Source organism: Antrihabitans spumae (genome assembly GCF_043944905.1).
In the GTDB taxonomy this organism is placed as follows: domain Bacteria; phylum Actinomycetota; class Actinomycetes; order Mycobacteriales; family Mycobacteriaceae; genus Antrihabitans; species Antrihabitans spumae.
Genome location: NZ_JBIMSN010000148.1, coordinates 1 through 13,778 on the forward strand (window position 1 = coordinate 1; position 13,778 = coordinate 13,778).

Below are 13,778 nucleotides of genomic sequence, written 5' to 3' on the forward strand. Positions count from 1 at the left end.
AAACACCCAATCCGAAACCGCTCAGGACAGCACGCGGGACTCACGAAAGATCGAGGCTAGCGGGTTGCACCGAAGTAGTCGCGCAACGGATCTACAAAGCCAGGAGACGGAAATGAATAAGTCAAGTGCTTCGCCGATTCCACCGTGGGTGCTACCTCAGCCGGGCGACGATGTTCGGCTAAAGAAGTTGGCCGACTACAAGATCCCGTACTCGCTTCTACGGTTTCGAGACCTAGAAGATCTCGACGACTCGCGCACCCAAGAAAAGGAGTAGTTGAAATGTCCAATCTTGTCCCTCGTCCGAGCAATTCGCTCACGGGCACCCAAATCCCCGACACCTTCAGCCGTGCTGAAGGCAAGGAACTCTCGCGTCTCCAAAATCGCGAGATCGCCCGTGGCCTCGTCACCGGCACTCGCGTTCAGGCGGCCGGCATGGTCGCCGCGATTGGCTTGCAGACGACGGCCATGTTGTCGCGGGAAGCCAACTTCCAGGCCGACGGTGATCCGGTGACGGCGAATCGCCTGAACCACATCGTCGACATGTACGCCTCCTACGTCGGGCACGAAGTGTCCCGGTTCCAGTTGTAGGCGAGGGCGAATTCCTATGAACAACAACAGCATTAGCACGATGAATGTCGCCGACGAGCTGCGACCGACGGTTCCCGAAACCGATGATCCCCGGGTCGCGAGCGAGATCCTGAACTACGTCCTCGATCGCACGCTGCGGCTCACCGAAGACGTCCAGTGCTACGCCGAGCAGCGCTTCGACCAGGCACCCACCAGTGGCACGCACGTCTCCGAGCTCAACGCCGAGATCTCCGGGCTTGTCCTCGAATGGGTCAGGCGGTGGCCCTCATGAGCACTCTCAGCGACTTCGGCCTCTGCCTACTGCTCTGGCTACTCCTGTACGCCGCGATGTTCGCGGCCTACGTCGGGCTGGTCATGCTCGTCGTCGATCCGATCGACGCCTGGTGGCGACGACGGGCTCGCGCGAAAGAGGAACACGAACAATCGATCCGCGAGATCCAACGCATCGATCGCGACGCCGCCGATGCCGTCGAACGCATCCATGTCGCCTACACCCGGGCGCAGCAGCTGCTCCGCAACGAGTCTCGAAAGGGCGGTCGGTCATGACCGACCTCGATGCCGGCCGCGACGAGATCACCGTTGCCAGCGACACGCTCAGTCGGTTCATCATCGACCGAGCCAGTCAGACGGAGCATGATGTCGGCTTCGGTTTTGTCCTGACGCCCGCCGCCCCGAATACGTATCCGGCGCTGCTTGCGGCGTTCGAGCACTCGTGGACGAGCGGTGAACCGCTGCCCATTTCGGACGAGAATTCGGACGACGTCGTCTACACCGATCCGTTCGCGAACGTCGCGCTGCGATTCTGGCACGACGTCAACCACGTCCGGCGTCGGCTGAGCTTCGACTTAATCGACGAGTTGGAGTTATCGCTCTGGCATCTCGGCGAACTAAAGAAGGCAGGCCATCCGCCGAACTCACTGGTCTGGCGCCTGCTGCACGCCGACCTGACCGGCCAGGCCTACGTCCAAGCGTTCGCCAAACGGTTTCCCGACGACCAGCGGCGCTTCGTACGCGGCTGTGTCACGGCCGGCTTCGATCACGGCCTGCTCGGCGAGCTGCGCAGCGGTGCTGGGACACAACCCAACTCGTCGGAAGCGACGCCGCATCGGACCTATTGCCTGTGCGTGAAATGCAATCGCCGCACATCATCGATCGCGTCACCTGGACGGTCATGATGAGCGACAACAACCCGAGCGGCTGGATCGACCGCTGCGTCGGCTGGTGCGTCAGCGTTTTGTTCGGCACCCTCGTGCTGTACTGCGCCCTCGCCCTGCTCGAAGCGATGTTGCCGACCCTGCTCGTCATCTTGGGCGTCATCGGCATCGTCGGACTCATCGTCGGCGGCGTCGTTGTATTTCGCACAGTGCGAAACAGGTGGTGACGCCGTGACAATCCGTATCGAGAAGCACCGTTCCATTCGGTGTTGTGTTATGCACCAACACTATTGAGCTTTGCTTTCAAGCAACGCATAGTTAGTGACACCAGGCATTGCTTCAAAGCAAATCTACGCATTCGCGGCCTGAGAAATAACAACCGTCATTCCATCGAGGAGCACAGCTATGTCAAAAACAGGACGACCAAATCAACGACGCGGCACTCGCGGCAACCCCCGACCAGCGCGTCGGATCACCGTCCGCGCCGTCCGCCGCGACCCGCCGGATCTGCGCAAGCTCAGCCGGGCGGTCATTGCCATCGCCATGGCTGAAGCCGAATCCGAAGCGGCATCAAACCCTGAGAGTGACGCTGCTGCAACCGAACCCAGCGGATCGAAGCAGCGCGAGGAGGTCGACCATGACGACTGACCAGGCCGCCCCGCCGCTATCGGCCGACTCGATGGTGTGGCAGCAGCTGTTCTTGCCGCACCCGCTTCCGGAAGCCGATGTCTTGAGCTTGCTCCGCGATTGGGCCGCCCAGCGCCACGCCCCGCAGCTCGTGCTCGAAGCCCGCGCTGATGTCACCGGCGTGGAATACCTTGTCGGCAGCCAACTGCGACACGCGTCGGCGACTCGGCGCTCGATCGAGCAACTGCTCGCCGGTTGCATCGTCACCCGCTTCCCAGAGCAGCGGGACCAGATCACGACCGCGCGTCGGCTCAAGCTGACCAGCACCGCCCGACCGCTCGAACCCACCGATCGCGTCGCCTCCGGGCGTTCCATCCTGAATGCTCTCACCAGCGTCAATCGGGGTGAACGCCTGGTCATCCAGGTCGTGCTCGGACCGCGTCGCCAACCAACGCTGCCGCCGCCCCGTCCCGACAAACCAAGCCAAACGGTCACCAGCAAACTGCTGCACGGTGTCCTCCCTGACGATCGTGCGGATGCTCGCCAAGCGCTCCTTCGCAAACTCGGGCAACACGGCTTCACCGCGGCGCTGCGAATCGGCGTGCACGCGTCAACCGCTGACCGACGCAAGACGCTGCTGCTCGGCCTCGCCGCCGCCATCGGCACCGTCGAGGCAGCCGGCGTTCATCTCTCCCTGGTACCGGAGAAGTCGCAGCGCATCAATCGACCGCGTTCGACATGGGCCATGTTCACCCCCGCCCAACACTTGAACGTGTCTGAAGTCAGTCACTTACTGGCCTGGCCGATCGCCGACAGCGACGAGCCGTTTCCGGGTCAACCGCCTCGCAATCCGAAACCGGTCCGGCCCACCCCCGCTATGCAGTCAGGCACCCGCATCGTGGCGACCGCCAACGCGCCCGGCGCGACGGGCACCATCGGCTACGGCGTCACCGACGCGCTGCGCCACACATGGATCCTCGGTCCGAACGGCGTCGGCAAGTCGACGGTGCTACTGAATCTCATCGTCCAAGACCTAGAAGCAAATCGGCCCGTCGTCGTCATCGAACCCAAAGATTTAGTGGCCGACGTTCTGGCCCGCATTCCCGAACTCCGCAAGGGCGATGTGGTCGTGCTCGATCCACTCGACTCGGCACCCGTCGGCATCAATCCGCTCAGCCGCACAGGCGCTTCTCCGCGCGACGGCCGGACGCCAGAAATGGTGGCCGACGCACTGTTCGGCACCTTCGCCACCCTGTACGGAGACAGTCTCGGTCCGCGCAGCGCTGACATTTTGCGGAACTGTCTGGAGGTCTTGGCCAAACGCGACGACGCCAGCCTCGTCATGATGCCGCTGCTGCTGACCAACCCCGGCTTTCGCCGGTCGCTGACCCAGCACGCCATGCGCGATGACCCGTTCGCGTCCGGGCCGTTCTGGCAGTGGTTCGAATCGCTGTCACCAGAAGCGGCAGCGACGGTTGTGGCTCCGCTCAGTAACAAGCTGCGCCCATTGCTGTCGAAACATCTGCGGGCGGTCCTCGCCCAGCGGACCCCGAAGTTCAACATCCGCCAGGTACTGCGCGAAGGCAAGATCCTGCTCGTCCCCTTGCAAAAAGGCGTCATCGGCCCCGAATCGGCGGAACTGCTCGGCGCCTTGGTCGTGGCCGAACTGTGGCAGGCCATCCGGGAACGGGCAGGGACACTGGAGGGCACGCGGACGCCGGTCATGATCTACATCGACGAAGTGCAGGATTACTTGCGCTTGCCGACGGATCTCGCCGATGTCATGGCTACCTCCCGGTCGCTTCGCGCGGGCCTTCATCTCGCACATCAGTTCGAAGCTCAACTGCCCAAATCGATGCTTGATGCCTTCCGTAACAACGCCCGCTCCCGCATCTGCTTTCAGCTGCAAGCGGGCGACGCCAAAGATATGGCTGCCGGGCAATCGGTGCTCGGCGTCGAAGACTTTGGCCGACTGCCGGCCTTCCACGTCTACGCCAGCCTGATGCGCGACAACTCGGTTCAACCGTGGGCCTCGGGTGTCACGCTGCCAGCGCCACCGACCACCAGTGACCCGGACGACATTCGTCGACTGAGTCGCGAACGCTACGGCCAACCACTCGACGACATCGAAGTCGGCTTCGCCGAACTGCTCGACGGCCACAGCGGGAGCGGCCGAAGCGACGACATCGGCGCTCCGCGACGTCGGCGGAGGACAGAGTCATGAATGCACCCAAACCCTCACCTCAGCCGCCACACCACCCGATCGCCCACCCGTTCCCGTCGAATCCGCCAACGCAATCACACCTGGTAGACGGCGAAAATCTGATCCCGGTGGCGACGAATGATGGTGCCCATTCGGGCACCACAGCACCCAAAGGCCGCCGACGCGGACGCCGCCCCGCCCGGGATCTCACCGCCGTGGCCGATCGTCTGAGTGACCGGGACTGGGCAATTCTGCGATCCGTCCAACAACACCAATTAATGACGGTCGACCAGATCCACGCCTTGCATTTCGCCGACCTGGCCCCGAAATCGGGACCGCGCATCGCCCGCCGCACGTTGGCGCGCCTGCGGGCCATGGCCGTCCTGGGCACCCTGCACCGCCGCATCGGTGGTGTCCGCGCCGGATCGAACGGTCTCGTCCATTTCGTCGACGACGTCGGCAACCGTTTGCTGGCCCAAGAATCAGGGACAACCATCCGACGCCGCAAGCACGAACCGACCGAGCGCTTCATGGACCACCGACTGGCCATCGGCAGCACCCACGTCGAACTGGCGGCCGCGGCCCGATCGTCCGCTCTCGACCTGCTGCGCTGCGACCTCGAACCGCCCGCCTGGCGTCGCTACGTCGGGCTCGGTGGAGCGCGACTTGTCCTCAAGCCCGACCTGTACGTCGAAACCGCGGCAAGCGGCAGCGAGCTCGTCGATGCCTGGTTCGTCGAAATCGACCTCGGCACCGAAAGCATCCCCACCGTGCTCAAGAAGTGCCGCGAGTACGAAACCTACCGCCGCACCGGCACCGAACAAGAGCGAAACGACGGTGCCTTCCCGATCGTCATCTGGAGCATGACCGCCCGCGATCTCGCCCTGGCGGAGCGCCGCCGCACCGCGCTGCGAAAGGGAATCGCGGCCGATCGCACACTGACCGACGCGCTGTTTCGCATCGTCGCACCCGACCAACTATTGCCACTCATTCAGAAAGGAGGTGACACATGACCGCACCCAAACAACCACGCACTGGGCACACCGCTGCCCACGAGGCCGGCAACTCGGCAGACCAGATATTGGTCGGCGACGCGCTCACGCGGCTCCGCGACCTGCCCGACAGCTCCGTCGACATGGTGCTGACCTCGCCGCCGTACTTCCGGCTCCGCAACTACGACAGCGACGGGCAGCTCGGCACGGAAGCCCACGTCGACGAGTGGGTAACGCGACTTCTCGATGTTTGCACCGAGCTGCACCGCGTACTCGTGCCGACCGGCACCGTCTGGCTCAATCTCGGCGACACCTACTCGATGCACTCGTCGCAGGGCGCAGCCCGCAAGAGTCTGTTGCTCTCCCCAGAACGACTAGCACTGGAACTCCAACAACGCGGCTGGCTCGTCCGTAACAAGATCGTGTGGGCCAAGACCAACCCCATGCCGAGCAATGCCCGCGATCGGCTCAGCTGCACCTACGAAGTTGTCTATGTTCTGGCCAAGAATCCCGGATACTTCTTCGATCTCGACAGCGTGCGACAGCCGCATCGCAGCCACGCCAGCGGCACCCGCGCACCGATGACGCGGCAGCGCGAAGGCTGGCGCGGTCCCAACGGTGACAATGCCGGCGGCCTCGACCTGGTGAAGGCAGAAGGGCGAGTCGGTCATCCGCTCGGCAAGAACCCCGGCGACGTCTGGTCGCTCGCCACCTCAAGTTTTAGAGGAGCGCATCACGCGACCTTTCCACTGAGCCTCGCGACTCGGGCGATCATGGCCGGCTGCCCCGAAGCCCGCTGCACAGCCTGTCGGCTGCCGTGGCGGCGACGGGTCATCCGCGCCCTCGGTGGCACCGCTACCCGAACTGCTCTGGCGCCGACTTGCCTCTGCGCGGCGCCGACCGAACCGGGGATGGTGCTCGATCCCTTCATCGGCAGCGGCACCACGGCGGTTGCCGCCGAGGATCTCGGACGCCACTGGCTGGGGATCGAACTCAATCCCGACTTCGCTGCACTTGCCGTCGAACGCATCGCGGCCGCTCGGGTGCTCCGCCACACCAACGATGCTCGCGCCAGCGCGAAGCGAACCGTCGCATGAGCGCCGGGCCGCCTCGTCGGTGTCATGCGGTCGTCCCAGTAAGTGGCACAAGCCCCTTACCGACCGCACAGCACCGAGGAGAAAGGAGATAGAGATGTCCCTACCGGACGAGCAAGGAACCAAGGGCGTTAAGACCTTGGGTATCAAGCTCAGGCCAGATGTCCACGCGCAGTTGAGCTTCATCGCGCAACTGCGCGACGGCACCATCACCGACGAGATCCAGATCGCCATCACCACGCACATTGCGCGGGCCAAGGACGATCCGGAGCTGCGTTCGCGCGCCGATGCCGTGCAAGCGGAAATCGAGCGCGAGGCAGTTGCCAGGCGCGACGCCATCGCCACGCTGTTTGCCAGCTCACCCGAACTACCGCTCCAGGCGGATAGTTCGAACGAGACCAGCGGCAGACCGCGGGCACCGCGTCGGGCAAAGGCGGGTGAGGTGTCACCGGACAGCTGAGCCAGTCTCAGCGCCACCCGGTGTGAAAGGACCAGCGGATGGCAGATGAGTGGTACGCCCGCTCTCTGCTATCCGCCCGGTCCCGCAAAACCAAGACCTTGCTGATCCGAGCGCAATCCAACCCCGCTCCCAATATTGAGATTTAGTACAGCACCGAAAGGAGGTGAGTATGAATGAACAACAGCCACAACATAATTCAGGCCATGAACAACCCGGCAACGAGGCAAACCCTGAGCGCGAAGTACACCGGGAGACCGAACCAACGCCGACGCCGCGGATCTACGTCGCCTGCCTCAGCGCCTATAACAACGGCTACTTGCACGGCGTCTGGCTCGATGCCGCCCGCGACGCTGACGATATCCACACCGACATCCAAGCGATGCTGGCGACGTCGCCGATGCACCGCCCGGATCAGGGTGAAATCGCCGAAGAGTTCGCGATTCACGACTACGACGAGTTTGGACCCGTCCAGATCCACGAATACGACAGCATCAGCCTCGTGGCCCGGATTGCGCGTGGCGTCGCCGAGCATGGCTACGCCTTCGCCGCCTGGGCGGACGTTCACGAAAGTGACCCTGAACTGTTCGACCACTTCGAAACCGCCTTCCTCGGCCGCTACGACTCCTTGCAGGACTACGCCGATCAGCTCATCGACGATCTCGGCTACCAATCCGAACTCGACAAACACGTGCCCGCGAATCTGCGGCCCTACGTTCGGATCGACACGGAAGCGCTGGCGCGCGACCTGTACCTCGAAGGCGACATCAACGCCTACGAGACGGGCGATGGCGGCGTCTGGCTGTTCGACGAACGAGCGTAGACAACTTCACATCACGTCGTTGCCGTTTTGGCGCCCTTGTCGTAGGAAAGCCTTTGCTGCCCAACGTATTCGGGTGTTGTGGAATTGTGCAGAACCATTGCCCCAGGGCAATAAACATTCGTACAATAGGAAATACGAACGGAGACAACAACAATGACGCCAGAACAGATCGATACCATCGCCCAGCTGCTACGGACCACCCGCGAGCAGCAGGGCTTGTCGACCGCAGCGGTCGCCAAACGAGCCGGCATCAACGTCAGCAGCGTATGGCGCATCGAAGAAGGCCAGCGCGCTAATCCCAAAGCGGAAGTGTTGCAGGCGATCGGGCACGCGCTGGGTATTCCAACCAGCGACCTGTTCGCGGCGGCGGGATGGGTGCCGAAAACCGAACTTCCAACCATTCGGCCCTACCTGCGCACCAAGTACGGCGAACTCCCGTCCGATGCCGTTGCCGAGATCGAAGCCCACTTCGACGACATCGCCCGCAAGCACGGTATCTCGTTCGACCGTAGCAGCGGGCCGATGCGTGGAGAAGACGAATAACTATGTAGGACGAACTATTTAACCCCAATTCGGGACAAAGGAGGCGATGCCATGAACAACCAACGAACCCACACCAGCGCGACGAGAAGTGTGTTGGCGAGCCTCCGATCGGTCATTCCGAACCGGGAGACGGTCACGTTTACCGAAGCTCTCCGCATCGCCGAATTACAAGCCAACAAATTGCTCGAACTGCACGCCCTCACGGACGGACCGATACCCGGTCAGCTGATCACGGAGTTGCCGAAGATTCGGATCGATAACACCGACAGCCTTGTATCGGGCGCAAGTTTCTGGGACACACGGAATGGCGTTTGGGTGATTCAGCTCAGCCGAGCCGACTCGTGGCTTCGCCGCCGCTTCACGTTGGCACACGAGTACAAACACATCATCGACCACGGCCGCCGCGACAGCCTCTACCGCGGTACCGCCCGTGTCTCGGCCGACATGCAAGGCGAACACGCCGCCGACTACTTCGCGGGCTGCCTGCTTGTCCCGCGCCGATTGCTGAAACGCGCCTGGGGCAACGGGATTCAGCGACCAGCCGAACTCGCACGGCTGTTCCAAGTCAGCCAACAGGCAATCAAGGTTCGGCTTCGGCAGACCGGACTGATCGAGGACCGAGCACGATGGTCCGACCGACACGGCGCATACCCGCAAGGTGTGGCGACGCCGAGCACACGAAAAGGGTTTGCCCCGTTGAAGTTAGAGGAGATGTCGGCATGAGCCAAGCAGTCCTGGAACCGGCAGCAAGTGGCGCGGCGGCAAAATCTGCCGTCTCCTACATCCGGGTTTCCACGAAGGAACAAGCCGAACGTGACGGCGATCCAGAAGGCTACTCGCTCCCAGCGCAGCGCCTGGCGAATCGGCGAAAGGCGGAGACGATTGGCGCGATTGTCGTCGAAGAGTTCTCTGATCGCGGCGAATCGGCGAAGACGGCCGATCGCCCCAAACTGAGAGAAATGCTGACCTACATTCGTGAGAACCGTGTCGATTACGTGATCGTGCACAAGGTCGACCGGCTCGCTCGTAACCGCCTTGACGACGCCGAGATCAACCTAGCGATTCGTCAGGCCGGAGCCGAACTGGTATCGGCGACCGAAAACATCGATGAGACGCCAAGCGGGATGCTCATGCACGGCATCATGAGTTCGATCGCCGAGTTCTACTCGCGCAACCTTGCTCACGAAGTCAACAAAGGCATGGAGCAAAAGGCAAAAACCGGCGGGACACCAGGCAAAGCGCCCCTCGGCTATCGGAACGTTCGGCGTGACAACCCAGACGGACGCGAAGTACGCACCGTCGATATCGATCCGGAGCGGGCGCAGCTGATTACCTGGGCGTTTCTCGCCTACGCAACAGGGGACTGGACGCTCAAAAGCCTTGCCGCCGAACTGGAGAGACGAGGGCTGACGACTCGTCCGACGCCGCGAACGCCTGGACGCGCGATCAAATACAACTCCCTGCACAAGATCCTTACCGCGCCGTACTACAAGGGCGAAGTTACCTACCGCGGCGTTACCTATCCGGGCCGACACCAACCGCTGATCGACGTCGTGACGTGGGAGCAAGTGCAAGACGTGCTTCAGTCGCACGCGACGGGGGAGAAGCAGCGCGAACACCCGCACTACCTCAAATCTTCGTTATTCTGCGGCGGCTGCGGCAGCCGGATGATCGTGACGAATGCCAAGAACCGCTACGGAACGGTGTATCCGTACTTCATTTGCCTTGGGCGACATCAAAAGACGCACGACTGCACCCAGCGCGCGGTCTTGATCACGTTGGTCGAGGAACGGATTGAACAACACTACGAATCGGTCCGGCTCGACCCGAAGCTTGCAGATCAGATCGAGGCAGTCGTATCTGATGACCTGCAGAGCTTCCGAGCGACCGCCGACGCGGACAATCGTGAGCTGACTGTCCAGAAAGATCGACTGACAAGCGAACGGCTCAGACTCCTGCAGGCCCATTACGCAGGAGCCGTACCGCTCGATCTTCTCAAGACCGAGCAAGATCGGATTGCTCGTCAACTCGCTGGGATCGAAGACCGCCTTAGCGCAACAACGATCCAGTTCGACAGGTTCGAGAAGTGCCTGAAGCAAGCGATCAACTACGCCGTAAACTGCGACCGGGGATACGCGGCAGCCGGGCACTATCAGCGGCGCCTATTTAACCAAGCTCTCTTCACGCACGTCTTCGTAGAGGACGAGGTAGTTCGCACGGAACTCGCAGAACCGTTCAAGACCTTGATGAGTGCAGAGGTCGCCGAGGCAGCGAAGCAACATGCCGAATTGGCCGCTGACCAGCGTGTTTCAGAAGGGACGCCTACCCTGTCCGAGATCCTGGGTCCAGATACACAAAAACCTGCGCCTCGTGGCGCAGGTTTGAAACAAACTACTTTGGTGCCCTCGGCAGGATTCGAACCTGCGACCTACCCTTTAGGAGAGGGTTGCTCTATCCCCTGAGCTACGAAGGCGAGTGTGCTTCACACGGGCGCGAGTGTATCTGGAACGGTCGGCCGTCTGCACATTCGATCGGATCGAACGGGTCACCAGTGGTCATATTTTTGCCGAAAGTGAGCCCTGATGGCCCGTTCGTCGCGTTCGGTCTAGATGCCCCGCCACTTGGGTTCGCGTTTCTCGGCGAAGGCCCGCGGACCTTCCCTTGCGTCTTTGCTCATCAGCACCGGACCCAGTTCCTGCATGCTCATGGCCCAGATGTCGTCTTTCCATTCCGAACCGAACTCCGCGCTGCGGTAGATGATTCGCTTGGACGCCTGTACGGACAGGGGAGCGTTGGCTGCGATCTTCTCGGCCAGCGCAAGCGCGGTTTCGACGACCTGATCCGCCGGGACGACGCGATTGACAAGTCCCCATCGCAGTGCGGTGTCGGCGTCGATCGGATCGCCCGTCAGCGCGACTTCCAAGGCGAGCTTGAGCGGAATCTGGCGCTGCAGCCGCAACAGTCCACCCGCCGCCGCAGCTAGTCCGCGCTTCACCTCGGGCAGACCGAGTTTTGCTTCGGCACTGACGACGGCGAGGTCGGATGCCAGCATGATCTCGGTGCCACCGCCGAGAGCAAAACCGTTGACAGCGGCGATGATCGGCTTGTCGATGAAATGCTTGACGAAGCCTGCGAAGCCACGCTCCGGGTGGTCGCTGTCCATGATGTTCTGGCCTGATGCGAGTGATTTGAGATCGGCTCCTGCGCAAAACGCCCGACCCGCACCGGTGACGACGCCGACTCGAAGCTCCGGGTCTGCGGCGAGTTCGGCGACCGCGTTACCGAGCGCGATCGACAGCGCGGCGTCGACGGCGTTCATCGCATCCGGGCGGTTGAGCGTGATGAGGGCTGTGCGGCCGATGCGCTGCAGCGTTACCGCGGGCTCGTGCTCCGTCAACGTCGTCTCCTCTTCGAGTGAACTTCCGGTGCTCGCACTTGCCGTATACCGATCGTTCTACTACCGTCGCAAGCAAGCGTGACGAGCTGTCACGCATAGACGAGTGTCGACGAGGGAGTCATGGCAGCACAAGAGGCGACAGTAGCCACACTCAACGATGCGCTCGAACTTCCGTGCGGTCAGATTCTTCGGAACCGCATGATGAAGTCGGCTCTCAGTGAGGCACTCGGTGGACGAGGGAACGGGCCGTCGGATCGTCTCGAAACCCTGTTTCGGCGCTGGGGCGACGGCGGTTACGGCCTGATCGTCACCGGCAACGTGATGGTCGACCGGACCCAACTCGGCGAGCCCGGCAACGTCGTCGTCGAAGACGAACGTGATCTGGAGGGTCTGAGCAGCTGGGCCAAGTCTGCACAGGATGGCGGTGCACCACTCTGGATGCAGATCAATCATCCAGGTAGACAAGCGAATCCGCTGACTGCGCGGAAGCGTCCTGTCGGTCCGAGTGCAATAGCGGCGAAGGTGCCAGGTGCCATGACGCCTCGTGCACTCACCGCCGCCGAGATCGAAGACATCATCGAGCGTTTCGCGACGACGGCGGTCGTTGCCGAGACTGCAGGCTTCTCGGGTGTGCAGATCCATGGAGCGCACGGTTATCTTGTGGCACAGTTTCTTTCGCCGCTCGCGAATCAACGTACAGACGAATGGGGTGGCGACCCGGCGAGGCGGATGCGGTTTCTGCTCGAGATCGTTCGTGCCATACGCAAATGTGTGAGCCCCGGGTTCGCCGTCGGAATCAAGTTGAATTCGGCAGACTTTCAGCGTGGTGGATTCTCCGAAGACGAGTCGCGCGATGTCGTCGCCGCCCTGTCGCAAGAGGGCCTCGACCTGATCGAAATCAGCGGCGGCAGTTACGAGTCCCCGGCAATGATGGGAAAGTCCGCATCGGCGAGCACGCTCGAACGCGAAGCGTACTTCCTCGACTACGCCAAGACTGTGCGAGAGGTTGCAGGCAACGTGGCTCTTGCCGTCACTGGCGGATTCCGTTCGCGGACTGCGATGGCAGCGGCCGTTGCAGGTGGCGACTGCGACCTCGTGGGCCTCGGACGACCAACCTGCACAATCCCCGACGCCGCCGCGGTGATCCTGGAATCGCGCAGCGAGAAGCTGGTCTCGCCGTCCGTCGAATTCGGTCTGCGGGGGCCGCTCGGTCTGGTGTCGGATCTCAAGGCCCTCGACGGCGCTCTCGATCTGCAATGGCACACCGACCAACTGCACAGGCTTGCCGACGGGCTCGAACCCGATCTCGATCGGCAGTGGTGGCGAACGGCGACCTCGATGCTCAACCGCAACGGCGTCGGCGCGTTCACCCGTAAACGTGGCTGACCAACCGACCTGGAGGACGACATGGCAACACCACTGAAATTCCGATTCGAACGAGGGGTCGGCCGCTACGTGGCCAATCCACTCGTCGCGGCTCTCGACAAGGTCGGGGTCCGCTCGACGATCATGGCGGAGTTGGAGACAACCGGTCGTAAGACTGGCCAGGTCCGGCGGGTGCCGGTGTCGGTTTCCGTCGACGCGACCGGTGCCTGGGTGATCTCGCAGCACGGTCGCCGCTCGGGCTGGGGCAGCAACATCACCGCCGACCCGCGCGTTCGACTTCGCAGAGGCGACGAATGGCGTAGCGGAAATGCGGAGTTCGTACCCGACGACGACGTCGACGCTCGGGCACGCACCTTCGCCGACAACCGCATCGCCAGCGCACTCGCCGGGTACACATTTCGGGCGTTGCAGACGAATCCGATCTCCGTTCGGATCACCTTCACGGACTGAGGGCGCTCCGCGCCTCGTGAGACATCCCTAGGCTTTAAGAGTCAAGCGGCGAGTGTTTTCGGCG

General features: G+C 62.6%; 17 protein-coding genes, 1 tRNA gene and 1 pseudogene. 16 read left to right on the forward strand and 3 right to left on the reverse strand.

The annotated features are described in order from the left end of the window. Positions 1–279: 279 nt before the first annotated feature. The 14 genes and pseudogenes from ACHIRB_RS28325 to ACHIRB_RS28390 all read left to right on the forward strand — a co-directional run. Positions 280–588, forward strand: a complete 309-nt coding sequence (locus tag ACHIRB_RS28325; RefSeq protein WP_395126466.1) for a hypothetical protein — start codon at positions 280–282, stop codon at positions 586–588. 40 nt (positions 589–628) lie between these two features. Further along, positions 629–859 carry a hypothetical protein gene (locus ACHIRB_RS28330; protein ID WP_395126468.1) on the forward strand — a complete coding sequence of 77 codons (231 nt, stop codon included), beginning with the start codon at positions 629–631 and terminating at the stop codon, positions 857–859. Next, positions 856–1,134: a hypothetical protein gene (locus ACHIRB_RS28335; RefSeq protein WP_395126470.1), complete on the forward strand. Its 279-nt coding sequence runs from the start codon at positions 856–858 to the stop codon at positions 1,132–1,134. Before ACHIRB_RS28330 ends, ACHIRB_RS28335 begins: the two co-directional genes overlap by 4 nt. Beyond that, the gene (locus ACHIRB_RS28340; RefSeq protein WP_395126472.1) at positions 1,131–1,763 is read left to right on the forward strand and encodes a hypothetical protein; all 633 of its coding nucleotides are present in this window, start codon (positions 1,131–1,133) and stop codon (positions 1,761–1,763) included. The genes ACHIRB_RS28335 and ACHIRB_RS28340 overlap by 4 nt, the downstream gene beginning before the upstream one ends. Next, on the forward strand, positions 1,763–1,969 hold the full coding sequence (locus ACHIRB_RS28345; protein ID WP_395126474.1) for a hypothetical protein: 207 nt from the start codon (positions 1,763–1,765) through the stop codon (positions 1,967–1,969). The genes ACHIRB_RS28340 and ACHIRB_RS28345 overlap by 1 nt, the downstream gene beginning before the upstream one ends. A 178-nt stretch (positions 1,970–2,147) precedes the next feature. Beyond that, complete coding sequence (locus ACHIRB_RS28350; protein WP_395126476.1) at positions 2,148–2,390, forward strand: hypothetical protein; 243 nt, start codon at positions 2,148–2,150, stop codon at positions 2,388–2,390. Continuing rightward, a complete protein-coding gene (locus ACHIRB_RS28355; protein ID WP_395126477.1) occupies positions 2,380–4,593 on the forward strand; it encodes a type IV secretory system conjugative DNA transfer family protein in 2,214 nt (737 codons plus the stop codon). The genes ACHIRB_RS28350 and ACHIRB_RS28355 overlap by 11 nt, the downstream gene beginning before the upstream one ends. Positions 4,594–4,787: 194 nt before the next feature. Beyond that, the gene (locus ACHIRB_RS28360; RefSeq protein WP_395126486.1) at positions 4,788–5,585 is read left to right on the forward strand and encodes a replication-relaxation family protein; all 798 of its coding nucleotides are present in this window, start codon (positions 4,788–4,790) and stop codon (positions 5,583–5,585) included. Next, positions 5,582–6,661, forward strand: a complete 1,080-nt coding sequence (locus ACHIRB_RS28365) for a DNA-methyltransferase (RefSeq protein ID WP_395126478.1) — start codon at positions 5,582–5,584, stop codon at positions 6,659–6,661. The genes ACHIRB_RS28360 and ACHIRB_RS28365 overlap by 4 nt, the downstream gene beginning before the upstream one ends. Before the next feature lie 94 nt (positions 6,662–6,755). Then, complete coding sequence (locus ACHIRB_RS28370) at positions 6,756–7,118, forward strand: hypothetical protein (RefSeq protein WP_395126479.1); 363 nt, start codon at positions 6,756–6,758, stop codon at positions 7,116–7,118. A gap of 169 nt (positions 7,119–7,287) precedes the next feature. Then, a complete protein-coding gene (locus ACHIRB_RS28375; protein ID WP_395126480.1) occupies positions 7,288–7,938 on the forward strand; it encodes an antirestriction protein ArdA in 651 nt (216 codons plus the stop codon). 153 nt (positions 7,939–8,091) lie between these two features. Beyond that, entirely contained in the window at positions 8,092–8,481 is a 390-nt protein-coding gene (locus tag ACHIRB_RS28380; RefSeq protein ID WP_395126481.1) for a helix-turn-helix domain-containing protein, read from the forward strand. 51 nt (positions 8,482–8,532) lie between these two features. Then, positions 8,533–9,204: an ImmA/IrrE family metallo-endopeptidase gene (locus ACHIRB_RS28385; protein ID WP_395126482.1), complete on the forward strand. Its 672-nt coding sequence runs from the start codon at positions 8,533–8,535 to the stop codon at positions 9,202–9,204. Next, positions 9,201–10,226 (forward strand): annotated as a pseudogene (locus tag ACHIRB_RS28390) (recombinase family protein); the annotation flags it as partial. The gene ACHIRB_RS28385 and the pseudogene ACHIRB_RS28390, both read left to right, overlap by 4 nt. On the opposite strand, the gene ACHIRB_RS28395 reads toward ACHIRB_RS28390, so the two are convergent. The 3 genes from ACHIRB_RS28395 to ACHIRB_RS28405 form a co-directional block, all read right to left on the reverse strand. Continuing rightward, positions 10,122–10,631, reverse strand: a complete 510-nt coding sequence (locus ACHIRB_RS28395) for a hypothetical protein (protein WP_395126483.1) — start codon at positions 10,629–10,631, stop codon at positions 10,122–10,124. The pseudogene ACHIRB_RS28390 and the gene ACHIRB_RS28395 overlap by 105 nt on opposite strands. Before the next feature lie 247 nt (positions 10,632–10,878). Then, positions 10,879–10,954 (reverse strand) — tRNA-Arg (locus ACHIRB_RS28400). A 132-nt stretch (positions 10,955–11,086) separates the two neighbouring features. Beyond that, complete coding sequence (locus tag ACHIRB_RS28405) at positions 11,087–11,878, reverse strand: crotonase/enoyl-CoA hydratase family protein (protein WP_395118069.1); 792 nt, start codon at positions 11,876–11,878, stop codon at positions 11,087–11,089. A gap of 120 nt (positions 11,879–11,998) precedes the next feature. Here ACHIRB_RS28405 and ACHIRB_RS28410 point away from each other — a divergent pair, with 120 nt between their 5' ends. Together ACHIRB_RS28410 and ACHIRB_RS28415 are read left to right on the forward strand one after the other, a co-directional pair. Further along, on the forward strand, positions 11,999–13,264 hold the full coding sequence (locus ACHIRB_RS28410) for an NADH:flavin oxidoreductase/NADH oxidase family protein (RefSeq protein ID WP_395126484.1): 1,266 nt from the start codon (positions 11,999–12,001) through the stop codon (positions 13,262–13,264). A gap of 21 nt (positions 13,265–13,285) precedes the next feature. Then, entirely contained in the window at positions 13,286–13,714 is a 429-nt protein-coding gene (locus tag ACHIRB_RS28415) for a nitroreductase family deazaflavin-dependent oxidoreductase (protein ID WP_395126485.1), read from the forward strand. Positions 13,715–13,778: the final 64 nt, after the last annotated feature.

Bases quoted from the DNA above. Each gene is read 5' to 3' on its own strand.
- ACHIRB_RS28410 (WP_395126484.1), top strand. From the start codon at position 11,999: ATGGCAGCACAAGAGGCGACAGTAGCCACACTCAACGATGCGCTCGAA.
- ACHIRB_RS28375 (WP_395126480.1), top strand. From the start codon at position 7,288: ATGAATGAACAACAGCCACAACATAATTCAGGCCATGAACAACCCGGC.
- ACHIRB_RS28345 (WP_395126474.1), top strand. From the start codon at position 1,763: ATGAGCGACAACAACCCGAGCGGCTGGATCGACCGCTGCGTCGGCTGG.
- ACHIRB_RS28340 (WP_395126472.1), top strand. From the start codon at position 1,131: ATGACCGACCTCGATGCCGGCCGCGACGAGATCACCGTTGCCAGCGAC.
- ACHIRB_RS28355 (WP_395126477.1), top strand. From the start codon at position 2,380: ATGACGACTGACCAGGCCGCCCCGCCGCTATCGGCCGACTCGATGGTG.
- ACHIRB_RS28365 (WP_395126478.1), top strand. From the start codon at position 5,582: ATGACCGCACCCAAACAACCACGCACTGGGCACACCGCTGCCCACGAG.
- ACHIRB_RS28415 (WP_395126485.1), top strand. From the start codon at position 13,286: ATGGCAACACCACTGAAATTCCGATTCGAACGAGGGGTCGGCCGCTAC.
- ACHIRB_RS28335 (WP_395126470.1), top strand. From the start codon at position 856: ATGAGCACTCTCAGCGACTTCGGCCTCTGCCTACTGCTCTGGCTACTC.
- ACHIRB_RS28325 (WP_395126466.1), top strand. From the start codon at position 280: ATGTCCAATCTTGTCCCTCGTCCGAGCAATTCGCTCACGGGCACCCAA.
- ACHIRB_RS28330 (WP_395126468.1), top strand. From the start codon at position 629: ATGAATGTCGCCGACGAGCTGCGACCGACGGTTCCCGAAACCGATGAT.
- ACHIRB_RS28380 (WP_395126481.1), top strand. From the start codon at position 8,092: ATGACGCCAGAACAGATCGATACCATCGCCCAGCTGCTACGGACCACC.
- ACHIRB_RS28385 (WP_395126482.1), top strand. From the start codon at position 8,533: ATGAACAACCAACGAACCCACACCAGCGCGACGAGAAGTGTGTTGGCG.
- ACHIRB_RS28350 (WP_395126476.1), top strand. From the start codon at position 2,148: ATGTCAAAAACAGGACGACCAAATCAACGACGCGGCACTCGCGGCAAC.
- ACHIRB_RS28370 (WP_395126479.1), top strand. From the start codon at position 6,756: ATGTCCCTACCGGACGAGCAAGGAACCAAGGGCGTTAAGACCTTGGGT.